This window comes from Fischerella sp. PCC 9605 (assembly GCF_000517105.1).
Taxonomy (GTDB): Bacteria; Cyanobacteriota; Cyanobacteriia; order Cyanobacteriales; family Nostocaceae; genus PCC9605.
Genome location: NZ_KI912152.1, coordinates 17508 through 40060, shown reverse-complemented (window position 1 = coordinate 40060; position 22553 = coordinate 17508). Strand labels below are relative to the sequence as shown.

At 51.1% G+C, this 22553-nt stretch carries 20 protein-coding genes and 1 pseudogene; 20 read left to right on the top strand and 1 reads right to left on the bottom strand.

Features of this window, described 5'->3' with window-relative positions:
* The first annotated feature begins 220 nt into the window (after positions 1-220).
* From FIS9605_RS0130150 to FIS9605_RS0130065, 20 genes are all read left to right on the top strand, one after another.
* A complete protein-coding gene (locus FIS9605_RS0130150) occupies positions 221-1081 on the top strand; it encodes a bile acid:sodium symporter family protein (protein ID WP_026735902.1) in 861 nt (286 codons plus the stop codon).
* A 72-nt stretch (positions 1082-1153) separates the two neighbouring features.
* Positions 1154-1546, top strand: a complete 393-nt coding sequence (locus FIS9605_RS0130145; protein WP_026735901.1) for a DUF1622 domain-containing protein — start codon at positions 1154-1156, stop codon at positions 1544-1546.
* Between the two features lie 156 nt (positions 1547-1702).
* Positions 1703-2623, top strand: coding sequence for an extracellular substrate binding-like orphan protein GrrP (grrP, locus tag FIS9605_RS0130140; RefSeq protein WP_026735900.1), 921 nt, complete (start codon positions 1703-1705; stop codon positions 2621-2623).
* Positions 2624-2696: 73 nt separating this feature from the next.
* Entirely contained in the window at positions 2697-3101 is a 405-nt protein-coding gene (grrA, locus tag FIS9605_RS0130135) for a GrrA/OscA1 family cyclophane-containing rSAM-modified RiPP (protein WP_026735899.1), read from the top strand.
* 32 nt (positions 3102-3133) lie between these two features.
* Complete coding sequence (grrA, locus tag FIS9605_RS0130130) at positions 3134-3562, top strand: GrrA/OscA1 family cyclophane-containing rSAM-modified RiPP (protein ID WP_035140461.1); 429 nt, start codon at positions 3134-3136, stop codon at positions 3560-3562.
* A gap of 80 nt (positions 3563-3642) precedes the next feature.
* Positions 3643-4866 carry a cyclophane-forming radical SAM/SPASM peptide maturase GrrM/OscB gene (grrM, locus tag FIS9605_RS0130125; protein WP_035140460.1) on the top strand — a complete coding sequence of 408 codons (1224 nt, stop codon included), beginning with the start codon at positions 3643-3645 and terminating at the stop codon, positions 4864-4866.
* 191 nt (positions 4867-5057) lie between these two features.
* Positions 5058-5435, top strand: a complete 378-nt coding sequence (locus FIS9605_RS0130120; RefSeq protein WP_026735896.1) for a hypothetical protein — start codon at positions 5058-5060, stop codon at positions 5433-5435.
* 25 nt (positions 5436-5460) lie between these two features.
* Positions 5461-6429, top strand: coding sequence for a formylglycine-generating enzyme family protein (locus FIS9605_RS0130115; RefSeq protein WP_331280985.1), 969 nt, complete (start codon positions 5461-5463; stop codon positions 6427-6429).
* A gap of 69 nt (positions 6430-6498) precedes the next feature.
* Positions 6499-7449: an HAD family hydrolase gene (locus tag FIS9605_RS0130110; RefSeq protein ID WP_051470187.1), complete on the top strand. Its 951-nt coding sequence runs from the start codon at positions 6499-6501 to the stop codon at positions 7447-7449.
* 105 nt (positions 7450-7554) lie between these two features.
* Positions 7555-7764: a hypothetical protein gene (locus tag FIS9605_RS44450; protein ID WP_197036170.1), complete on the top strand. Its 210-nt coding sequence runs from the start codon at positions 7555-7557 to the stop codon at positions 7762-7764.
* Positions 7765-7802: 38 nt separating this feature from the next.
* Positions 7803-8663, top strand: coding sequence for a bile acid:sodium symporter family protein (locus tag FIS9605_RS0130105; protein ID WP_072032435.1), 861 nt, complete (start codon positions 7803-7805; stop codon positions 8661-8663).
* A 40-nt stretch (positions 8664-8703) separates the two neighbouring features.
* Positions 8704-9057, top strand: a complete 354-nt coding sequence (locus tag FIS9605_RS0130100) for a sulfatase-like hydrolase/transferase (protein ID WP_026735892.1) — start codon at positions 8704-8706, stop codon at positions 9055-9057.
* Positions 9058-9163: 106 nt separating this feature from the next.
* Complete coding sequence (locus tag FIS9605_RS0130095) at positions 9164-11488, top strand: arylsulfatase (protein ID WP_026735891.1); 2325 nt, start codon at positions 9164-9166, stop codon at positions 11486-11488.
* 58 nt (positions 11489-11546) lie between these two features.
* Positions 11547-13955, top strand: coding sequence for an arylsulfatase (locus FIS9605_RS0130090; RefSeq protein ID WP_269321082.1), 2409 nt, complete (start codon positions 11547-11549; stop codon positions 13953-13955).
* A 44-nt stretch (positions 13956-13999) separates the two neighbouring features.
* Positions 14000-15358 carry an arylsulfatase gene (locus FIS9605_RS38660; RefSeq protein WP_035140458.1) on the top strand — a complete coding sequence of 453 codons (1359 nt, stop codon included), beginning with the start codon at positions 14000-14002 and terminating at the stop codon, positions 15356-15358.
* A 46-nt stretch (positions 15359-15404) separates the two neighbouring features.
* Positions 15405-16403 carry an HAD family hydrolase gene (locus tag FIS9605_RS0130080; RefSeq protein WP_231510508.1) on the top strand — a complete coding sequence of 333 codons (999 nt, stop codon included), beginning with the start codon at positions 15405-15407 and terminating at the stop codon, positions 16401-16403.
* Positions 16404-16438: 35 nt separating this feature from the next.
* Positions 16439-17962 carry an arylsulfatase gene (locus FIS9605_RS0130075; protein ID WP_026735888.1) on the top strand — a complete coding sequence of 508 codons (1524 nt, stop codon included), beginning with the start codon at positions 16439-16441 and terminating at the stop codon, positions 17960-17962.
* A gap of 827 nt (positions 17963-18789) precedes the next feature.
* Positions 18790-19713 (top strand): hypothetical protein, encoded by a 924-nt coding sequence (locus FIS9605_RS40055; protein WP_051470186.1) that lies wholly within the window; start codon positions 18790-18792, stop codon positions 19711-19713.
* Positions 19710-19880: a hypothetical protein gene (locus FIS9605_RS43235; protein ID WP_155960574.1), complete on the top strand. Its 171-nt coding sequence runs from the start codon at positions 19710-19712 to the stop codon at positions 19878-19880. The genes FIS9605_RS40055 and FIS9605_RS43235 overlap by 4 nt, the downstream gene beginning before the upstream one ends.
* A 293-nt stretch (positions 19881-20173) precedes the next feature.
* Positions 20174-20764 (top strand): hypothetical protein, encoded by a 591-nt coding sequence (locus FIS9605_RS0130065; protein WP_026735887.1) that lies wholly within the window; start codon positions 20174-20176, stop codon positions 20762-20764.
* A 125-nt stretch (positions 20765-20889) separates the two neighbouring features.
* On the opposite strand, the pseudogene FIS9605_RS46740 reads toward FIS9605_RS0130065, so the two are convergent.
* A pseudogene (locus FIS9605_RS46740) lies at positions 20890-22294 on the bottom strand (IS110 family transposase).
* Between the last annotated feature and the right edge of the window lie 259 nt (positions 22295-22553).

The following is a 22553-nucleotide window of genomic DNA, read 5'->3' as shown; positions in this document are numbered from 1 at the left end:
CTACCCAACCTATCTTTTGCTTAACTTCTCAACTTAGGTGCTTAAGTTCAAGTCTGGGCTGATGGTTTTTTGATGTAATTATGAATGAATCGTATTGAATTTCGAGGAGCAGCCCAATTTTCTAATCTGCTCGCACGTCTTTTGACTGCACGATGTGGCTTGTTAGGTATGTGATTTAGACAACGATGTTTACGCCACTAGGAAATTACCAACTTTTCCTATGGAAGATCAAATTGTTTTACTCTGTATCAGTCTGGTAAAGCTGACACTGTTTTCGCTGATGTTGTCCTTGGGACTTAGCTTGAACCTTGAGCAGATATTTTGGCTTTGGCAACGACCGGGACTATTGAACCGCTCTATTTTGGGAATCAATGTAGTTGTGCCGATTGTTGCCGTACTAATGGTGTTTTGGTTGAGTTTGCCGAAGGAGGTTGAGGTTGGGCTAATTCTGATCGCGATCGCTCCTGGCACATCGCTAACCTTAAGTCGCTTTAGCTGTGCAGGTAAAAATCAATCCTATGCAGTTGCACTACAAATTACAGTTTCGCTATTGGCAGTGATTAGTGTTCCATTAACCATTGCCATCTTAAGTGAAATTCTTCCACGCGAAGCACATATTTCATCATTAAGTGTAGCTCAACAGATCGCCGTTGCCCAATTGTTACCGTTGATTACAGGTATAACTGTACGACAATGCTGGTCAGATCTTGCAGATAATTTAGAAAAATTTGTCACAGATACGGCTAATACACTGTTTCACGTTTTGATTATCTGGATTATGATTCGACACTTAGATGGGATGCTGCGGGTTGGAGTATTGCCACTTGCGCTCATTGGGTTGTTAGCGTTCATCTCTCTGGTGGTGGGGCATTTATTGGGGGGAAGAGAGTCGTCTACCCGTACAACATTAGCGATGATGACAGCTACCCATAATGTTACTCTTGCTCTGTTTATTGCTGCGTTAAATTTTCCCAGTCTCTGTGTGTCATCCGTAATGGCAGCCTATGTCTTAGTATCGGCAGGATTAGCGATTATCTATCTCACCTGGCGTAAGCGCAAAATATCTCAAAATGCGGCATAGCGCCTTGGCTTAGATGACACAATTTGAATAACCCAATTTAAAGGCGAACTGACAACATTAGGAGAGATTGCGATGGAATTCGTCGAACATCTAGAACGCAGCTTAGCATCTTTTATCACAATCCTGAAGTTGCTGCTAGAGACCATCGCTGCCGTTTGTGTTCTGATTGGGTTGATTAGAACTGGACAACTTTTAGTGGCAATTAGGCGACGACGTAACCTGAAGTTCCCCTATCTGCAAGTTCGCTTGCGCTTCGGTGCGTGGTTGGCTCTAGCTTTGGAATTTCAATTAGGAGCTGACATTCTCAATACAACCATTGCTCCCACATTTGAAGCTCTGACAAAGCTAGGAGCGATTGCAGTAATTCGGACGTTCTTAAACTACTTCCTGGGCAAAGAACTTGAAAAGTCATACGAACTGGAAGAAAAAGCCCAACACCAATCGCCACTAAGCATGATTCTATAAACCGAATTAAGCTGACAAGCTATGAATGATTCTACTTGTGCTCCTAAGCCTCCTAATATTCAATCGCTATTGTTACGGTAATTTTCTGGGAATAGCCAGATATTAAAGCACTATTTTTCCCATTTTCAAGCCTTATTCAGATAGAGAGGGATGAAGATGTATCAAAAATTAGCGATCGCAGCACTAGGTTTAATCTTTGCAATGGCTTTGCCCCGAGCATCTTGGGCTGAAACCGTAATGGAAAAGATTGCCCGCACAGGAGTACTTAGAATTGGCACCCGGTTGGACACAATACCATATTCCTACGTAGATAATAAAAAACAGTTAGTAGGCTATTCCATTGATATTGTCAACCTAATTAAACAGGAGATTGAAGGAAAAACGGGTCGCCCCGTAACTATTCAAGTTGAAGTCATCGACGACTTGGGCCAAATGATTCCCAAAATGATGGCAAGCGAAATCGATCTCGCTTGCGGTACGCAATTTACCTGGCAACGAGAACAATATGTTGACTTTTCCATTCCTTACAGTCTTTCCGGTATCCGATTACTAACGAAGAAGGGAAATATCTCACAAGGAACTCCCGAATCTTTAGTTGGTAAGCGCATTGGAGTGGTACCCAAATCTCTGGGAGAAGCCGCGATCAAGACAGTGCAACCCAAAGCCGTTTTGGTTTCCTTTAAAGGAGCAGAGGATGGATTTGCTGCCCTCAGGGACGGAAAGATAGACGCGATCGCAGGTGATACCATCATTCTGGCGGGTAATGCCCAGAGGGTAGATCCCGAGGCTTTCCATCTGTTGCCAACCGAACCCTATGCTCGCTATGGCGTAGCTTGCATGGTTCCAGAAAATAACTCGACATTTCTGAATTCAGTTAATCAGGCGATCGCTAAACTCATGCAGGGTTATGTAGTCGGTAACAAGAAATATGTTGACATGGTCAATAAATGGATAGGACCGAAGGGTGTAATTGAGCTTCCTCCTGAGTTAATTCAGGACTACTTTGAAACGATTATTATTAGCCATGAACAAATTCCTTTAACGAAAAGCCCTACGGTAACAGGTTCACAGAAGTAATGGGATTGGGGATTGAGGGAAATATTTAATAACCAACTACTAACCACATAATTTTGCTGTAGGAGGAATTCTCTTGACTATCACAACAGGTACAGGTTTGGTTGGCTTTTTATTGGCTCTTTCTGCATTGAGTGTACCACCTGCACAAGTAACAACTAATCAAACACTAACACAGTACTCGGCTTCAACTATTGAAGCACGTCTCAATCGCATCACCACTGCAATTAGAGAACGCCAAACTCAACGACAAGGCTTCTCTGAATCTGGGATAGAAAAATTGATTGCAGCCGGCTGGGCTGATGGTGATGGTAAAGATTGGGTTAATGGTCGAGGTCGCGGTTGGGCTGACGGTGATGGTAGAGATTGGGTCAATTCGCGTGTTGGTGGATGGGGAGATGGACATGGGGGTGGCTTTGCTAATGCTAACCCTTGGCGCAATGGTTGGGCAGATGGTGGTGGCTTTTACAACCATCACTAACAAATATTTCGGAAGGAAGATCGGTGAATATTATGAATCAAGCCGGACTAGTTGGTTTTTTGTTGACCTTGGCAACTCTCAATGTCTCAACAGCCACTGTGTCACCACCGCTATCTAGCATTAACTATAGCCAGCAAACGGTTGAAGATCGTCTGACCCGAATTACTACCGCTATCCGTGGACGAGAAAACCAATTGCCAAATGCTCCCCAATCTTTTCTGAATCAATTAGTAGCGATCGGCTGGGCGGATGGTCATGGCAGAGATTGGGTCAATGGTCGCATTGGAGGGTGGGGAGACGGTCATGGTGGTGGTTTTGCCAATGTTAATCCCTGGCGCAACGGTTGGGGTGATGCAGGCGGTTTTTATAATTATCGACCCGGTTGGGTGAACGGTGGGTTTGTCAACTACCGACCCGGTTGGGTTAATAGTGGTGGAGGTGGTTTCCTCAACCGTTACTAGCATTCTGATTTGAACGGAACACCTTGGGTCAGGAAGTAGCTGTGTTGTTTTGATAACCTTTTATAGTTTGGGAATGAACCATGACTATTGCTAAAGTAACCTCGACCAAGCAAGTAAATCATCTTACTGATAGTGCCTTATCATCAATCAATTTATCAGCGTTCGGTCCAATTGGTTTGGTGGTCATCCAACCTACATCGTTTTGTAATCTCAACTGTGATTACTGCTATCTGCCTGATCGCCAACTCAAAAATCGATTGTCCCTAGATTTGATTGAACCCATTTTTGAGACAATTTTTACAAGCCCATTTATTGGTCGTGACTTTACTGTTTGTTGGCATGCTGGTGAACCGTTGGCAGTGCCAGTTTCATTTTATCATGATGCTATTGCTATTATCCAACAGACAAAAAGCAAGTATAATGCTAAGTCTGTTCGGGTCATGCACTCTGTTCAGACCAATGGCACGTTAATCAATCAAGCTTGGTGTGATTGTTTTAAGCAGTACGATATTCATGTGGGTGTAAGTATTGACGGACCTGCATTTATTCATGATGTTCACCGTCAAACTCGTAAGGGATTGGGTACTCATGCAGCAACGATGCGAGGAATCTCCTTATTGCAAAAAAATGGGATTTGCTCAAATGTCATCGCTGTCATTACCCAAGACTCGCTGGATTACCCAGATGAAATCTTCAAGTTTTTCATGGACAACGGCATTACTGATGTCGGGTTCAACATGGAAGAAACTGAAGGTGTTAATCAGTCTTCCTCACTTGCTCAAGATGGAGTCGAGGAGCGATATCGTGCCTTTATGGAGCGATTCTGGGAACTAATAGTTCAGGCAAATGGAGCCTTGAAACTGCGCGAGTTTGAAACCATTTGCAGCCTGGTTTATAGGGGCGATCGCATGAATAACACCGACATGAACAAACCATTTGTAATTGTCAGTTTTGATAGCAAAGGCAACTTTTCGACTTTTGATCCAGAATTGTTGTCCGTTAAAACTGATCGCTACGACGACTTTATTTTTGGCAACGTCCTTCACGACACCCTGGAATCAGCTTGTTATACTGAAAAGTTTCAAAAAATCTATCGCGATCTGGCAACTGGAATAGACCTGTGTCGTCAGACCTGTGAGTATTTCGGTGTCTGTGGTGGTGGAGCCGGTAGCAACAAGTACTGGGAAAAGGAAACGTTCGCCTGTGCTGAAACTAATGCTTGCAGATATCGAATTAAGATCGTTACCGATATTGTTTTAGAGCAACTGGAACATTCATTAGGTTTGATACCAACTATTGGCTAGAATATCGATTCTTCGACCAAGTACTGCGGAGATCTATTTAGAAAAAAAGTTTATTAAAGTAAAAATTCTACTATTCTCTAGGTAAATCCAAAAAATAAATTGATGCAGAACAAAAATAGTATTTCGAGAAATCAAGCGGATATCTAGAATATTATCGCCACAAACAAAGATTGACGAGGAGGTTTACTTTTGTGGAACACTTATCTAGCCGCATTTGGGAAGATTTGATCGGTCGGAGCAGTGGTCCGTTATCGTTCCGACTTATTATGCAACCGATCATGGCGGGCACCTTTGGTATCCTAGATGGGGTGAAAGATGCTCGTCGAGGTCGCCCACCCTACTTCTGGACACTCTTCACCGATCCAGCCCAGCGGCGTGCCCTGCTCAGAGATGGATGGAAGTCGATTGCCAAAATCTTCATTCTGGCGATCATTCTTGATTTCCTTTACCAGTTAATTGTGTTTCGTCGGTTCTACCCAGTTGAAGCCCTGATTGTCGCGAATGTTCTGGCAATTGTGCCGTATCTGTTGCTGCGGGGTCCGATCAACCGACTGATGCAGCGACACTGAAAATTGCTCTATTCAGGAACCTCGTATGAAAACTTCCACAATAACCTCTAAACCTTTTTCCTCTAGGTGTCCGCCTAGCAAAAACATGGTGTGGATTCCGGGAGGCACGTTTTTGATGGGTTGTGATCATCACTACCCGGAGGAAGCTCCGGCCCACAAGGTCGCGGTCGATGGCTTCTGGATGGATAAGTATCTGGTGACGAATGCCCAGTTTCAAAAGTTTGTTAAAGCCACAGGCTATGTTACCTTTGCCGAACGTCCTGCCAATCCTGATGATTATCCCGGTGCAAAACCGGAACTGCTGCAACCTTCCTCCACCGTCTTTTTCAAACCCGATCGCCCCATCAGCAAAGACAATCACTACAACTGGTGGCGCTATGTGCCCGGTGCCAACTGGCGACATCCAGAGGGGGCGGGTAGTTCGATTAAAGGACGGGAAAACCATCCCGTGGTGCATCTGGCTTACGAAGATGTGGAGGCATACGCCAAGTGGATTGGTAAGGAACTGCCTACAGAGGCAGAGTGGGAGTTTGCGGCACGGGGAGGACTGGAGGGCGCTGCCTTTGCCTGGGGCGATGAACTCAATCCTAAAGGTAAACAGATGGCAAACACCTGGCAGGGTGAATTCCCGTTTGAGAACTTGTGTACCGATGGCTACGACCGCACCTCTGCGATTGGGGTCTTTCCGCCGAATGGCTACGGACTCTATGACATGATTGGCAATGTCTGGGAGTGGACAACCGACTGGTATCAAGAGCATCAACAACTCAAAAAAAGCCCCTGCTGCACGACATCCAACCCGCGTGGGGGAGAGCGAGAAAACAGCTATGACCCCCGGATGCCAGAAATCAAAATTCCCCGCAAGGTGATCAAGGGCGGCTCGTTTTTATGTGCGCCTAGCTATTGCCAACGCTATCGTCCGGCAGCTCGAATGGCACAGCCAATCGATACCAGCACCTGTCACCTGGGCTTTCGTTTGATTGTGCGGAGATAGTCATTCGAGTTAGCCGCATGAATTGAGTGTCTGAAGCATTCATTGTTCTGAATCACAGAGATTTAACGAATGAGTTTAAGCCCTGATTCACCGACGATCACCCCACTGCCTTCCTGGAATGAGGAACCGACCAAAAACGCCATTCTTGACTTTGTGCGTCGGGTTACAACTGAAGGTAGTCCAGATTATGTGCCGCCAGCCGAGCGAATTGCCACGTTCGACAACGACGGCACGCTGTGGTGCGAAAAGCCCATGCCCATTGAGCTGGACTTCATCCTACGGCGGCTAGCAAGCATGGCTGAACAGGACGCATCTTTATGTGATCGCCAGCCCTGGAAAGCTGCTTACGAAAAGGACTTCGGCTGGCTCAGCAACGCCATCACTAAGCATTACCACGGTGACGACAGCGATGTGAAGGTGATAATTGGCGGAATCCTCCAGGCGTTTGAGGGTATGGACGTTGAAGACTATCAGGCTTCGGCATCAGAGTTTCTGCACAGCGCCCAAAATCCAAAGCTCAAACGCCCCTACCTTTCGACGGCGTATGTGCCCATGCTGGAGTTGCTGCGCTACCTGGAAGCGAATGGTTTCACCAACTACATTGCATCAGGCGGCGATCGCGATTTCATGCGTCCGATCACGCAGGAGCTGTACGGCATTCCATTTGAGCGTGTGGTGGGGAGTTCCAATGCATTACGATATCAGTCCAACGAAGGAGGTGGTTCCATTGTCTATTTGGCGCAACCGGACGTGTTCGACGATGGACCCATGAAGCCAGTGCGAATCTGGAGCCGGATTGGGCGGCGTCCAATCTTCGCGGGTGGCAACTCGAACGGTGACATTCCCATGCTGGAATACGTTTCACACACGTCACGCCCGTCATTCAGCATGTTGATCAATCACGATGACGACGAACGGGAGATTGCCTATACCGCAGGAGCAGAGCAATCGCTCGACGAGGCTAAGCAGCGCGGCTGGGTGGTCGTGAGTGTGAAGAACGATTGGAAGCAAGTGTTTTGAAGACAACAAGCTAACAACTTTGTCGGATATAGCAAACACAATTCGTGTCGTTCAACGAGGTTCGTGTCGTTACTAACGAGGTTCATGTCGTAAGGAATGAAGTTGATGTCGTTACCAACGCAAGTGGTGTTGTTAGTAACAAGATTGATGTCGTTACTAACGCAAGTTGTGTCGTTACGACAGCTTGTTTCGCATCCCTTACCGAAATTCCTTTGCTGCCGCCAGCCAATTGGGGTTGTGAACACAGCTAGCGGTAGGTTACAGGAGCTATACGAAGAGAACGATTTCAGAAAAACGGAGCAGGCAACCCGATAATCGGCAGTCGCCTTTGCTATGACGGGAGGACTTAAGCAATGAACATGGTAGCCATCATTCTACTGGCGTTAAAAGCAAGCATCATCCTCAGCGTGTTCGCGATTGGTCTCAAAGCCACATTCGCAGATGCGACATTCTTGTTTCGCCGCCCCGGTTATCTGATTCGCGCTTTCCTGTCGATGAATGTGCTGATGCCCTTAGTGGCGTTGGCGATCGACGAGGCATTTGCTCTCCACCCAGCCGTGAAGATCGCACTGGTTGCCATCTCGGTGTCGCCGATTCCCCCAATCCTGCCGAATAAGGCGCTGAAAGCGGGTGGCAAGGAAGATTACACCATCGGGCTACTGGTTGCGATCTCAGCTCTCTCAATCTTCGTCATACCGATCGCGATGGAGATCTTTGAAAGAATTACTGGCGTATCGCTCGCCATGCAGCCTCGATCGATATCGGTAGTAGTTCTGACCACGATTTTGGTGCCGCTACTGGTTGGGATTGCCATCGGAAAAATCGCGCCTACTCTTGCGGATCGAGCAGCAAAACCGATCGGCATACTCGCTTCCGCGCTTCTGCTCTTAAGTGCTCTACCGCTTCTGATTGGTTCGGCGCGGACGGTGTTTTCTCTAGTTGGGGATGGCACAGTTCTGAGCCTTGCGGGTTTTGCGCTGGTTGGGTTGATCATCGGTCACCTGCTCGGCGGACCAGAACTCGACAACCGCTCGGTACTGGCACTGGCAACCGCATCGCGTCATCCGGCGCTGGCAATCGCAATCGCCCACGCCAATTTTCCTGAGCAGCCGCTCGCGGGGGCAGCAATCCTTTGGTACCTAATTCTCAGTGGCATTGTGTCCGCGTTCTATCTTTCGCGGGTCAAGCGCCAGCGAGCGGGACCTGTCAGTTGAGGCAAGATGTCGAGAAAGTGAGCTGAAAAGGAGTGACAAAATGGAAGCGAAAACTGAACAGACCAATCATGCAGAAAACGGGCAGGACCCGATTCAGCGTCATGTGCTGCCGATTCCAGATGTGACCCCCGTTAATTTGACAACCTTTGATGCCAAGGACCCAGACACGAAATATCCACCCATCCGTCAATTACGACCGCCGGAAGGTGTGCCGAATGTGCTGATTGTGTTGATTGATGATGCTGGCTTCGGCTCCTCATCTGCATTTGGCGGACCGTGCCACACACCTAATTTCGAGAAGCTGGCAGCCAACGGACTGAAGTACACACGCTTTCATACTACAGCGCTGTGTTCACCGACACGGGTATTGCAGCGGACGATCACAATCACCTGATCACTCCCGAGCAGCGCCTTCAGGTGGCGATGGCTAAGCAGTAACGATGGGTGACGAGATAAGTAGGTCAATCTGACGCTTTTTCAAAACACGGAGGAATATTGTTATGACACAGCAATTCAAAGGGACGATTAAACTAGACGTTCGAGATTCGACACCAGATTGGTCGGCATTTCTTGCCAAAAAAGCACCGAAGGACGCACCGAATGTCCTCGTCATCCTTTACGACGACACAGGCTGCGCCGCATGGTCAACCTACGGAGGGCGGATCAACATGCCGACGCTCGATCGGCTGGCGAAAAACGGACTGACCTACTCGCAATGGCACACCACCGCCGTCTGCTCGGCGACGCGCTCCTGCTTCCTCACCGGACGCAATCATCACGCCAACGGGTTCGGCTCGATCTCCGAGTCGGCGGTTGGATTCCCCGGCTATAACGGTCATATTCCGCTGGAGAACGGCACGATCGCCCAGGTGCTACGCGACGCGGGATGGAGCACCTTCTGGATCGGCAAGAATCACAATGTGCCCGTTGATGCGTTTAGCATCGGCGCGTCCAAGAAGCGCTGGCCGCTGGGATTGGGATATGACCGCTTCTACGGCTTCATCGGTGGCGAGACCAACCAGTGGTATCCCGATCTGGTCGAAGACAATCATTATGTCGAGCAGCCGTATCAGCCTGAGGATGGCTATCATTTCTCGAAGGACATCGCGGATAAAGCAATCTCCTTTATCCGCGACTCCAAGCAGTCGGAGCCGGAAAAGCCCTGGTACATGTGGTATTGCCCTGGCGCAAACCACGCGCCCCATCACGCCCCGCAAGAGTACATCGACAAGTATAAGGGTATGTTCGATGACGGCTATGAAGCGTACCGCGAATGGGTGCTGGCGCGGATGATTGAGCGCGGTATCCTGCCCGAAGGCACCGCGCTCACACCCATCAATCCGCTGCCCGAAGGAATTCTTCCAGAAGCTGACAGCGTCCGCCCGTGGGATACCCTTTCAGACGACGAGAAGAAGCTCTTTTCCCGCATGGCAGAAGTCTTTGCGGCACTCTCCGAATACACCGATGTCCAGATCGGTCGCCTCATCGACTATCTAGAGGAATCGGGGCAGCTCGATAACACGTTGATTTTCTACTGTGCCGACAATGGCGCTTCGGGTGAGGGTAGCCCCAACGGATCGGTCAACGAGAACCGTTTCTTCAACGGCTATCCTGACGACATTCAGCAGAACTTGGCGATGATCGACAAGCTGGGCAGCCCAGACACCTACAACCACTATCCGACTGGCTGGGCAGTGGCGTTTTCCACACCTTATAAAATGTTCAAACGCTACGCCTCTTATGCGGGGGGAACTTGCGATCCACTGATCATCTCATGGCCCAAAGGCATCAAGGCGCGAGGTGAGGTGCGTCACCAGTACCATCACTGCACCGACATCATGCCGACGATCCTGGAATGCTGCGGCATCGAAATGCCCGAGACGATCGATGGCGTGAAGCAGTCGTCGCTGGCGGGCGTGTCGATGCGCTACAGCTTTGACAATGCCAATGCGCCGACGACTAAAGAAACGCAATACTACGAGATGGTCGGCACGCGCGGCATCTGGCACAAGGGCTGGAAGGCGACGACCCTGCACGCTCCGCTACCCTCAGACCAGGGTAATTTCGACAAGGATCGCTGGCAGCTTTTCCACACCGATGTCGATCGCTCGGAAGCGCATGACCTCGCTGATCAGTACCCGGACAAACTAAAGGAGCTACAGGATCTATGGATGGCGGAGGCAGAGAAGAACAATGTGCTGCCGCTCATGGATGTGAGTATTGATGTAATCCACGGCTTGGAGTATCACGTAGAACCGCCTGCAAACGGGCAATTCATTTACTATCCCGGCACGAGTGAGGTTCCTGAAGCGTCCGCCGCGCGAACCCTCGGTGTATCGTTCAAGGCGCTGGCTGAAGTTGAGTTTACCGGCGATTCCCAGGGAGTCATCTTTGCCCAAGGCTCGCGCTTTGGCGGCTATTCGCTGTTCGTCAAGGGCAGCAAGCTGATCTTTGTCTATAACTTCCTAGGCATTCCGCCTGAGCAACGCCTGGTCTGCAATGCGCCCACACTTGGCAACCACATCGTCGGCGTTGAGTTCAACAAGCAATCGATCAGCAAGAACCTGGAAGCGATCGGACAAATGAAGCTCTATGTCGATGAAACGGTGGTCGCCGAAGGCACGTTCCGGACTCAAACCGGACATTACGCCTTGTGCGGCGAGGGACTGAGCATCGGGTATGACAGCGGCGATGCAGTCAGCAGCGAATACCAGTCGAAGTTTGAATTTTCGGGTGGTCGCGTGGTGAAGGTGGTCTTTGACGTTGCCAACGATGTCTACGTTGATCTCGAACGCAAGTTGGCAGCGGCAATGGCTCGCGATTGAACCAGAGAAACGGAGGTAGGACAGGACGACAAAACCCAACATCGTTAGGAGAGACAACATGGAAGCGAAAACTGAACAGATCAATAACGCGGAAAACGGGCAGGACATGACTCAGCGTCACGTGCTGCCGATTCCAGACGTGACACCGATCAACCTGACCACGTTTGATGCTAGAGATCCAGACACGCAGTATCCGCCAATTCGCCAGATCCGCCCGCCCGCGGGCGCTCCTAATGTGCTCGTCATTCTGATCGACGATGCCGGCTTCGGATCTTCGTCCGCGTTCGGTGGCCCCTGCCAGACGCCCAACTTCGAGAAACTCGCGGCTGGCGGACTGCGGTATACACGGTTCCACACGACTGCCCTCTGTTCGCCCACGCGCGCGGCGCTCTTGAGCGGGCGGAATCACCACTCAGTCGGCATGGGAGGCATCACGGAGTTCGCGACCTCGGCCCCAGGAACGAACTCCATGAAACCGAACACCTGCGCGGCTCTCGCTGAAACGCTGAAGCTCAATGGCTATGCCACAGCGCAGTTCGGCAAGTGCCACGAAGTCCCAGTCTGGGAAACCAGCGCGATCGGACCGTTCGATCATTGGCCGACCGGCGGCGGGGGCTTCCAGTACTTCTATGGATTCCTCGGTGGCGAGACCAATCAATACTATCCCGGTCTCTACGAAGGAACCACGAGCATCGAGCCGCCCAGGACACCGGAGCAGGGATACACGCTCAACGAAGATCTCGCCGATCGCGCGATCGCGTGGATTCATCAGCAGAAGGCACTCACGCCCGATAACCCGTTCTTCATCTACTACGCCCCCGGCGCGACCCATGCGCCGCATCACGTGCCGAAGGAGTGGTCCGACAAGTACAAGGGCAAGTTCGATCAGGGATGGGACAAGCTGCGCGAAGAAACCTACGCTCGACAGTTGCAACTCGGCGTGATTCCGAAGGACAGCCAACTGACATCGAGACATCCGGAGATTCCGGCATGGGACAGCGTCGATCCAGAGATGAAGCCGGTGCTGGCTCGTCAGATGGAAGTGTACGCGGGTTTCATGGAGCAGACCGACCACCATGTCGGGCGAGTGCTCGACGCGCTGACTGATCTGGGCATCCTCGAAGATACGCTCGTCTATCTCATCATCGGCGACAACGGCGCATCCGCCGAAGGTTCGCTGCAAGGCACGTTCAACGAGATGGTGACGCTCGGCGGATTCGGGCATCTCGAGACCGCCGAGAGCCTGATACCGAAGATCGATGACTTCGGCTCGCCGAAAGCCTACAACCACTACGCGGTCGGCTGGGCGCACGCGATGGACACGCCGTACCAGTGGACGAAGCAGGTGGCATCACATTTTGGCGGTACGCGAAATGGCACGATCGTCCACTGGCCGAAGGGTATCAAAGCCAAGGGTGAGATCCGTTCGCAATTTCATCATGTGATCGACGTAGCCCCCACGATTCTCGAGGTTGCCGGATTGCCGCAACCCCTGATGGTGAATGGCGTGCTGCAACGTCCGCTGGAAGGCGTGAGCATGGCCTATTCGTTCAATGATGCGGGGGCGGCAGATCGGCATGAAACCCAGTACTTCGAGATGTTCGGCAATCGCGGCATCTACCACAAGGGCTGGACGGCCGTCACCAAGCACCGCACACCGTGGGAGACAGGGCAGGTCAAGACGGTCGCATTCAACGACGATGTCTGGGAGCTGTACGACACGTCGAAGGACTGGTCGCAGGCGAAGGATCTGTCCAAGCAGCATCCAGACATCCTGCACAAGTTGCAGCAACTCTGGCTGATCGAAGCCGTGAAGTACAACGTGCTGCCGCTCGACGATCGATTCGCCGAACGTGCGAACTCCGAGATCGCAGGGCGTCCGGATCTGATCCGCGGCAACCGTCAAATTATCTTTGGTCCGATGGCGCGCGTTCCAAGTCTCGCGATGCTCCCGTTTCAGAACAAGTCCTATGCCTTGACCGCGCAACTCCAGGTGCCGACCTCCGGAGCAGAGGGCGTGATTGTCGCGTTGGGTGGTGTCACGGGCGGACTCAGCATCTACGTGAAGAACGGCAAGCCCAAGGTTTGCTACAACTTCTTCGGATTGGAGCAGACCTACGTTGAAGGTACGGCGGTGATTCCGCCCGGCGACCATCAAGTGCGCCTGGAGTTCGCCTACGATGGCGGCGGCATCGCCAAGGGCGGCACGCTCTCGCTGTTCATCGACGGCAAGAAATCCGGTGAAGGACGCGTGGAACAGACACAGCCGTTCGCGTTCGGTGAGGAGCCATGCAATGTCGGCCACGATAGCGGATCGTTCGTGACCACCGATTACGCAGGGAATGGTTCGCGGGCCTTCTCGGGGCAAGTGAAGTGGGTGGAGTTCGACACAGGCGTCGCTGCCGACGATCACAACCACCTCATCACCGCTGAGGAGCGACTCAGGGTAGCGATGGCGAAGCAGTAGAGCATTACAGTCCGTATGCAAAGAGACACCAAAAGAGGTAGGACATGACAACAAAGCCCAACATCGTTTTCATCCTGATGGACAACCTTGGTTATGGCGAACCGGGCTGCTATGGCGGCGGCGAGATTCGTGGTGCGCCGACACCGCGCATCGACCAGCTCGCAACCGAGGGCACGCGGCTGACGAATTTCAACGTCGAGGCGCAATGCACTCCCAGCCGTTCGTGTTTGATGACCGGGCGTCATTCGATCCGCTCTGGCACGCATTTCGTACCGCTGCCGGGCACACCGGAGGGACTGACACAGTGGGAGGTGACGATCGCCAAAGTGCTGTTCGGTGTCGGCTATGCCACCGCCCACTTCGGCAAATGGCACCTCGGCAGCGAACAGGGGCGACTGCCGAACGACCAGGGTTTTGACGAATGGTACGGCATTCCGCGCACCACAGACGAGTCTATGTTTCCATCTCAGCCAGGTGCGAAGGCGGCGGGCGTCCCCTTCATGCATATCATGGAAGGCCGCAAGGGCGAAGAGAGCCGTGAGGTTGTCGTCTACGACCTCGAGCAGCGTCGCCTGATCGATGCTGAGATTACACGTCGGACGATCCACTTCATGAAACGCAGCGTGGATTCCGGCAAACCCTTCTACGCCTACGTGCCGTTCACGCTCGTCCACTTCCCCACGCTGCCGAACCAGAAGTTCGCCGGAAAGACCGGCAACGGCGACTTCCCGGACGCTCTTGCCGAGATGGACGCCAACGTGGGCGAGATTCTCGACGCGGTTGACCAGTTTGGCATCCGCGACAACACGATTGTCGTGTTCACCAGCGACAACGGTCCCGATCCGACTTCGCCCTGGCAAGGATTTTCCGGTCCGTGGAGCGGCTATTACTTCACCCACATGGAAGGTTCGCTGCGTGTTCCCTTTATCATCCGTTGGCCGAGCAAGATCCCTGCGGGTCGGGTCAGCAACGAGATTGTGCATGAGGTAGACACGTTCACGACGTTCGCCAACATCGCGGGTGCGGCGATTCCGCAGGATCGCCCCATCGACGGCGTAGATCAAACGGACTTTTTCCTGGGTAAGCAGAAATCTAACCGCGAAGGCTTTCCGGTCTTCGTGGCTGACCGTCTTGAGGCGGTGAAATGGCGCAACTGGAAAATGGCGTTCTACGAAGCGCAGCGCGACTGGTGGAGCCCTGCCACTAAGCTTGGCGTGCCGAAGATCTTCAATCTCTTTACCGATCCGAAAGAGGAATACCCAGCGAGCGCGACCGAGAACGCATGGGTCGCGAGACCGATAATGCAGATCGTGGTGGAGTTCGAGCAGAGCTTGAAGGGATATCCGCCGATCGCACCCGGTACACCCGATCCCTATACGCCGCCAAAATCGGGGCAGCAGTAACGGAAGCTTGCTCATTGAAAGGGTGAAGTAAAGGAGGAAACCGAATGTGAACAAACGAATCTACCTGTTGATCACAGCTACCTTTGCGATCGCCCTGATCTGTCTGAGTGGGTTAACCTCCCCAACCCCCGTTCATGCCACGGACGATCCGTTGCCATCGTGGAACGACGGCAGGGTCAAACAGGCAATTACTGAGTTTGTTTCCCGCGTGACAACAGCCAACAGTCCCGACTTTTTGCTCCGTGAAGACCGCATTGCCACATTTGATAACGACGGCACCCTCTGGGTGGAGAAGCCCGTGATTCAGGGCATGTTTGTGCTGGACAGGCTCAAGAAAATGGCAGCGGCAGACCCCTCCCTGAAGCAGAAGCAGCCCTACAAAGCGGTTCTGGAGGAAGATGTGGCTTATTTCAAACAAGCGGGGGAGGCGGCGGTGATGGAACTGCTCGCCGCTACCCACGCCAATATGACGCAGGAGCAATTTGAGCAGGAGGTGCGAACATTTTTTAAGACAGGAGTGCATCCCACCCTGAAAGTGTCCTATACTCGTGTTACCTACAAACCGATGGTCGAGTTACTGGAGTATCTACGTGCCAACGGGTTTCAAACCTGGATCTGTTCTGGGGGCGGGATTGATTTCATGCGGGTGGTTTCCCAGCAGCTTTATGGCATTCCACCCCAGCAGGTGATTGGCAGCAATGGCAAAGCAGAATTCATCCAGAAAGACGGCAAGTTTGCGATCTGGCGCTTGCCCGAAGTAGGTCGCATTAACGATAAGGTGGGGAAGCCCGTTGGGATTAACCTGCACATTGGCAAGCGTCCCGTATTTGCCGCCGGAAATGAGCGATCGGGTGGTGATATTGCCATGCTCACCTATTCTCAGGGGCGACCCGGTGCCTCATTCCAGCTCTTGATTAATCATGACGATGCCCAGCGGGAATTTGCCTATCAGGAACCCGACAACGCTTCCTTAAACGCAGCAAAGGTAAACGGCTGGAACGTCGTCAGCATTCAAAAAGATTGGAAGACAGTTTTCTTTCAATGACCAAGTAGTCAATTTCATTTAGGGAGATTCAACCTATGCCTAACGGTAAACCCAATATCCTCGTCATCTGGGGAGATGACATTGGTATCTGGAACCTCTCGTGCTACAGTCACGGCACGATGGGCTACAAAACCCCCAACATCGATCGCCTTGCCAAAGAAGGCATGATGTTCACCGATTCCTACGGAGAGCAGTCCTGCACAGCGGGGCGTGCGGCTTTCATCACCGGACAGAGCGTCTTTAGAACGGGACTCTCGAAAGTGGGGATACCTGGTGCGCCGGTCGGATTGCAGGCAGAAGACCCGACGATCGCCGAGCTACTCAAACCGCTGGGTTATGCGACGGGTCAATTCGGCAAGAACCATTTCGGCGATCTAAACAAGTTCCTGCCGACCGTACATGGCTTCGATGAGTTCTTCGGCAACCTCTATCATCTCAACGCTGAAGAAGACCCTGAAGATCCTGACTATCCGAAAGATCCCAGATTCAAGGAGAAATTCGGTCCACGTGGCGTACTGCGCTGCTGGGCAACTGACACCGACGACCCAACCGAACAGCCACGCTGGGGCAGAGTGGGCAAGCAGAAAATCGAGGACACCGGCCCGCTGACCCGGAAGCGGATGGAGACCTGCGACGATGACTTCGTTGCCGCTGCCAAGGACTACATCACGCGGCAGCACAATGCTGGTACCCCCTTCTTCTGCTGGGTCAACACTACCCATATGCACTTTCGGACACATCCGAAGCCAGAAAGTGTAGGGCAAGCAGGCGACAGTCAATCGCCCTATCACGATACGATGATTGACCACGATAAGCATGTCGGTGAACTCTTAAATCTGCTCGACGAACTGGGCATTACCGAAGACACATTCGTCATGTACAGCACCGATAACGGTCCTCACATGAACACCTGGCCCGATGGAGCAATGACCCCGTTCCGCAGCGAGAAGGCTACCAACTGGGAAGGGGCGTTCCGCGTACCGCTGCTGGTGCGCTGGCCCGGTAAGATTCCGGCAGGGGTGGTTTCCAATGAGATTGTCCAGCACCATGACTGGCTACCCACGTTCCTGGCAGCTGCAGGCGAACCCGACATCGTTGAGAAGTGCAAGCAGGGGCACCAGGCAGGTGACAAAACGTTCAAGGTTCACATTGATGGCTTCAACCTGCTGCCCTACCTGACCGGACAGGAAGAGAAAAGCCCGCGTGAAGGCTTTATCTACTTCAGTGATGACGGCGATCTGGTGGCACTGCGCGCTGGCAACTGGAAACTGGTCTTTATGGAGCAACGCTGTACGGGAACATTGCAGATCTGGGCGGAACCATTCACGGTGCTGCGCACTCCCAAGCTATACAACCTACGGACGGACCCCTTTGAGCGTGCCGACTTTACGTCTAATACCTACTGGGATTGGTACGTGAGCAAGGGTTACCGGATCATGGGGGCACAGGCGATCGTCGGCAAATTCCTGGAAACCTTCAAGGAATTTCCGCCCCGCCAAAAGGCAGCCAGCTTCACGATCGACCAGGCATTGGAGAAGATGACAGCCAGCCGCGACTAGCGGGAAATAGGCAGAACGTAGCCGTTGCGCCGCGCTCAACACGTCAAACCCTCAGATCCCCAGTTTCTGCCAGGAAAACTAGGTGAATCGAACCAGGCTCAACGAGAAACCGGGGATCTCAGCTTCAAGTTATCCATCGCATGTATTTGATTTCTATTGAGTAGTTCAAAGATAAAGCATCCATGTAGGAATAAGTTGGTCAACCGCTGTCTAGCCGGGTACGGCGCTGCCCCCTCTACGAGAGAGTTTGAATGAGTCGAATAAATATCTCTGTTGACCAACTTATTTTTACATAACCCCAAACATGACATGGTTTCGCGATTTAATTTTGATTGCTCTGTGGAGTGGAGCGGTGATTTCAACCGCTCGAAGCGCGCCCGCTTTGCGCGCTTCGCCGTTCATCCTTGGGTTAGAAGATTGCCTGCATATATAGGGCAGGCTTCGGATGTAGTCGATACGCGCTCTAGGACTAATCGCAGGGTTTACCCGTGCCTGCCCTATTTCTAGATTTCGGCTCCTTAAGCCAAAATATATTTAATACGGTGAGTAGTCCGCCCTTGAGGGCTCCCCCCGTTGTAGGAACTGCGTAGACGCGCACAGCGCGGCTCAAGGTAAAGTACCCGAAGGGCGCTTGCTTTTATTTGTTAGAGTCAATGCCCTCGTTGCCAAGGGACACCTCTGCTTAATCACTTTTTTGCCAAGGTCAGTGGAGTATGCTTTCATCCCAGATATATTTGAAGATTGAATTTCAGCATCTTCCCACATCCTGTATTTCACTCAAGCGAGAACCGCTATAGAATCAAGAGGACTTTACTGGTTTTACCATCATGGCCAGGCCAAGAAAAAAAGCGTCCAAATCCTCATCTCTAGCAGAACCCACGATAGCTGAAAAAGAAGTTGAGAACGGAAGCGCCATCACCACCACTGCTATCGTAGAAGCCGAGGTCGTAGACACTCCCCTTTCCGCAGAGGAGCGGGAGCGGCTTCTTGCTCTTGAGCGAGAGGTCGTAGAATCGTTTCTTACCGCTGCCCGTGCGCTTCGAGAAATTCGAGACAGACGGCTCTACCGCGAATCATATCCGAACTTCGAGGAGTACTGTGAGGCGCGGTTCGGGTACGGAAAGCGCCTTGCGTACTACTACATCGACGCGGCGAATGTGGCAGATAATCTCGAAGGGAGTGAACAAATTGTTCACGTTCTTCCGACAAGCGAATCCCAGGTTCGCCCGTTGAAAGGACTCGCTCCTGATGCTCAGCGCCTTGTATGGAGCAAGGCGGTTGAGAAAGCCCAGGGAAAGGCTCCAAGCATCAATGTCGTACGCGAAACTCTGAAGGAGTTTGTAGGCGACGAGGCGAACACCGAGGCTCCGAAGCCCTTAAAAGCCGGGATGGTGTGCCTCGTCCGCCGCTCTTCTGATTCACTCCTGCTCGACAGAACGGGGTACTGGGCGATCGTGAAGGAGGTCTCAGGTACCGTCTGTACCGTAGAACTGTACGACCGAACGGTAGAAGACGTTCCGACGATGGATCTGACCCCCCTCTCCTTTACTGACAAGGAAGCCCGTGACCAGGCGAAACTCCTTACTCGCCTCTCCCTTCTTCGGGACGAGCTTCCGAAGGAACGAGTCTCAGTGCTTCTTCTTCGCCATTTTGCCACCCTCAAAGACAAGCCCTCCCCCCTTGAGCGCAATCTTCTCGCGTTCCTCGAACGGAAGGGGAAGCTTAAGGGGGAAGCCGTATCCGGAGAGTGAGGTGTTACAATCGCATTCAGACGTATTCGGAGCAACGGCATTTCGACTCTGAAGATATGCGAGTGATGACGGGTCTGGCAGACTTTGCAGCGGTTGCTCTGCTCTTAAGCCCACGACAGGCTCAGAACGTGCAGGCAGTGAACGTTACCGGAAGCTGGGGTTGCTGAGCAAGAACGAAGGTCGGAAACGATATGGGAGGTGGAAACTTATTTTCAGGCGATCGCCAACCTCATTGGAGATCTACTCTGGCACAATGACACAATCGCGAACACCAGTTGGTACAACCAGCGCTGGCTCGACTACACGGGGCAGACGCTCTCAGAGGCGCAGGGCGGCTGGCGGTCAGTGATCCATCCCGATGATCGCGCCCCGGTGATATTGCCATGCTCACTTACTCTCAGGGGCGATCTGGTGCCTCATTCCAGCTCTTGACTAATCATGACAACCATCTACAACACCTATGCAAAACTTTGAGCAAAATGCAAATTCCATAGACAGACTGCTGATGTTGATCGGTAGTGTGGCAGGAGGAGCCATATCGTTGATGGTGATTAGAACCGTACCTCCCAAACAAGCTGCGGTTGGATGTAGTCTTGTCACGGCTTGCCTAGTCATCGCTTGTACTCAACTTGCTAAACCATCGCTCTGGTGGACTGCACTAGGAGTGATCGCTGGAATCATAATTGGTACTGGTGGAGTTCTGGCAGAAACCTTAGCTCAGACACATGTACCCCTTGAGTTTCGAGTTCGCTGTACCATTGTTGGTTTGCAGAGTCTTGCGGGCTTCATTGCTGGAATGATCCTGGGTCGAAAAATACATAATCCTCATGTTCCTTCCCTAAGAACTTTTCTCTCCAGGCTAAGTGCACTGACCGTTGGAATTTTTGCGGTTAATGTCACAGTCGAATTTATTGTCGCTGGACTGGAACAAGCGCGATCATTTTCCAGTCGGCTTAGCACCTCATCCACCATTCTGATTACAGCCCTTGTAGTGCCAGGGGCGATCGGATATTTGTTAACCGAGCGCCGAACAGACGTTAGAAGACATTAAGTTTAGAGGCCTATCCTTTAGTCAGATCTTTCGCGAGCAAAAGCGTGAATGACTATAAGGTAAGATTGGTGAGGGTTTGAGCGATTAAGATTAGGATAGTGTCTGGTAGTATCCCCGGATTTCTTCTAAGAATCTTCTTGTGCTGTGGGGTTAACGATTAAATCGCAACCGAGTTTTTGAGCGGTTTTCTTCAGGTTATTAATTATGCGCTGCTTATGTTTGTGTTCGTAGCAATCAGCACCAGGAGCTTGATAAACCTCACCAGTAGACCAAAGGTGATAAAAAAGACGAGCGCTCTTTATGGGCAGTGCCAGTAATAGCGCGATTGAGCACCAAGTTGAGCTTTTTTGCGACGATAGAAAGCACCAATGGCAGATTGGGAACGAGTTAAAGAAAGGACAGCAACCCGAAACGCAGCTTTCTGCACGATTAACAACTTTCCGGGTTTTAGAACTAAGAATTTTGCCACCACTAATACGACTACCAGGGCATAAACCCAACCAACAGACAAAATTTTTGGCACTTTTAAAACGTTTTGGATCAAGTCCAACTTCAGAAACAATTGTTTGCACCGTTAGAACATCTAAACCATCAATTGTGGTGAAATCAACACCGAAGACTGCGGTAAAGATGAGAGCGTAAGTCGAAATTGGGTGCATTACGTCTTTTTTTTTGACTTTTGCGAGTAATCTCAAGAGGTGGTTTATCTTGGTTTTTGTACTCAAAGTGAAGAAAGCATTTTTGAATTTCGCGCATCGCATTTTTCAATTTGGGCTTGGTAGGTTTGGTACAAAGAAAGCTCTTGAGAAAGGATAAATACATGTTCTGGGCGATAGTCTCCTGTTAAAGCTGCTTCGATATCTGCTTGTGTGCTTTTAACACGCCGATCTCGATAGGTAGCCAAAACCTTTGGGTCCCGTTCTCCTGCGATTATTGCTTGGATAATTTTGATTCCTGTCACACCTGTGATGTCGCTTAACACTTGATGTAAATGCAGGTTCATCTCAGATAGTGCTTTCTGCATTCGTTGTATGTGGGTAGTGCTACTACGAAGCGCGATTATCTCGTTGACGAATATAGCTACGTAGTACGCATACTTGGTCATCAAGTCGAAACGAGCCAGATAATAAGCCATAGGTATGTAATCTTTGTATCCATTGGCAGTCGAGTACATCGCTTTTGCGTCCCGGTACTGTTTTGATAAAGTGAGCATTTACAAGCTTTACTTCAAATCCTTTAGTTTCGAGTATTTGAAACAATGGTATCGGTGTAAATACCTGTAGATTCCATCGCCACTGTCGTAATTCCACACTCCTTTAACCAATCCGCGATTGCATGTAAATCAGATGTAAAACAACTAAAACACCTTACATGTTCTTCATCTCGATCTGCTGGTACGCTCACCCAATGTTCGGAAGCCCCAATATCAATTCCTGCTGCATTCAGGTTTATTTGTTCCAATTCTTCAATATTTTTGAATTGGATTTTTTTAGCTTTTGCTCGCTTTCGTTGATTTTGCTGCTTTGACATTCCCAAGAACCTAAATTTATTCAAGAACGAAAATGTACCCTGACCTGGACTGCGATAAATATATAATTCTTCTAAACGGGATAGTACGCTTAAATTCAGCTCCTTCACCAATATTCTGTTCGCTATAGCCCAGAACCACGCTCACAAACGGGCAATAAAGCACCATTGAAACTTCGGTTTTAACTGCCAGGGTACTTTTGAGGATACCTAAAGACAGGCGGGAGCCTGATAGCCCCGTATTTTTAAATCGGGGTTATAT